General features: G+C 63.2%; 1 protein-coding gene. It reads right to left on the reverse strand.

Going from position 1 to position 1,896, the window contains the following annotated elements:
- Positions 1–205: 205 nt before the first annotated feature.
- On the reverse strand, positions 206–1,896 hold a 1,691-nt coding region (locus tag RR928_RS24350), incomplete at its 5' end, for a TonB-dependent siderophore receptor (protein WP_332684642.1).

The raw sequence follows: 1,896 nt of genomic DNA on the forward strand, positions 1-1,896 counted from the left end.
CAGCTGTCGGCCAGCATCGATCTTTGATGGCGGCAGCGCGAACGGCGTTGGGCCGTTCGCGCTGTGCCTGTCGAACGTAAAAGCCGTTCGCTCCGCGCTGGCCGAACTTCACACTCCGTTCGCAGCGAGCTTGTCGATCTAAAAACTCCGTTCGCACTGAGCTTGTCGAAGTGCCGATGAACAACTCGGCACTTCCAACTGCGCTTCAGAAGTCGTAGCGCATGCCGACATTCACGCTGCGCGGCGCGCCCCAGGTGTACTGCACCCGACCGAAATCTCGCATGCCGGCAAAGTAGCTCTTGTCGAATGCGTTGCGCACGTTGAGGCTCAGGCTCAGATGGGCGTTGAGGCGATAGCGCGCCATCAGATCGACGACCCAGAACGACGGCTGCGTGAGCGGGCCGGCCGTGGTCTTGCTTTGCCAGCGCGTCGCCGCGCCCACGGTCAGGCCGCTCAGCGCCCCGCCCAGCTGGTAGGTGCTGCCCAGCTTGAACTGGTTTTTCGGCAGATAGGTGTAGTTGTTCAGATTGCTGCTGTTTTGCACATAGCTGCCCTGGGCCTGCCAGCCGCGCGCGATTTCGCCGGACAGTTCGAGCTCGTAGCCGCGCTTGGTGACGCCCGACACCGAGCGGTAGAGGCTGATGCCGTCGGGAGTGACTTCACCCGTGGCTTCGGCCACGTTGTCGGTCTTCATCCAGAAATAGGCCAGGCTGGCGTTGAGGCGCTTGTCGAAGAACTCGCCCTTGGCGCCGATCTCGCGCGTCTGGCCCTCTTCGGGGTCCAGCGTGCGGCCCTGCGCATCCACCGCACTTTGCGGCTTGAAGATGCTCGCATAGCTGCCATAGAGCGAGACGTTCTCATGCACATCGACCACCAGACCGGCGTACGGGGTGATGACATCGCTTTTCGCGAAGTCGTAGTTCGAATAGTCGTATGGCGTGAGATCGTACTGCTGGTAATTGGTGATGCGCGCGCCCGCGATCAGCTTGACCGGGTCGGCCAGATTGAAGCGGCCCGCGGCATAGACCGAATGGCGGCGCGAGCTGAAATAGCTGTGATTGTTCAGCGGGAGGCTGTCCAGATCAGCGGGACGCACGATGGCGGCGCCGCCGCCCGCGTAGTCGAAAGCGACGTTGCTGTAGCGCCTGTTGCCCGAATAGGTATTGGAGCTGGTGCGCGCGGCATCGACCCCGAACAGCAACTCATGGGTGCGGCCGAACAGCTGCACCGGACCCTGCAGGTCCAGCGCCAGACTGCGGTTCTTGTTGACGTGATCGCGTGCCCAATTGGTATCCACCACGGCCGGAATGCCCGTGAACCAGATGCCGCCTTCGCCGTCGGGCATCTCGGTTCTTTCATCGCTGACACGCAGCTTGGTGGTCCAGCCATTGCCGAAACGATGCTCCAGGTTGGCGAACAGCGTGCGCGAATCTTGCGCAAAGCCTGACCAGGGCGCGCCCACATTGAACGAGCGCGGCTGCAGGCCCATGTACTGGCCGTTGGCCGCATAGGCCTGGTTCATGCTGGTGCTGCCCGCACCGTAGTATTCGCGCTGGCGCTGGGTGAAGCCGACATTGAGCAGCGTGCGCTCGCTCAGATCGATGTCCAGCGTGCCGAACAGCGTCTGGTTGCTGCGCTTGGCATGGTCGCGGAACTCCTTGCCGTCGGCGGCCGCGGCCACCAGACGGCCACGGATGCTGCCGCTGTCGTTGAGCGCCCCACCCAGATCCACATCGGCGCGGTAGTTGTCCCAGCTGCCTGCGCCAGCGCCGACGCTGGCCTTGAACTCGTGCGCAGGGCGCTTGCGAATCATGTTGACCGTGGCGCCGTAATAGCCGTCGCCGTTCATCAGGCCCGACGAGCCCTTGAGTACTTCGATGCGGTCCATCTCCACCA

This window comes from Comamonas sp., from assembly GCF_036666375.1.
Lineage (GTDB): Bacteria > Pseudomonadota > Gammaproteobacteria > Burkholderiales > Burkholderiaceae_C > Comamonas.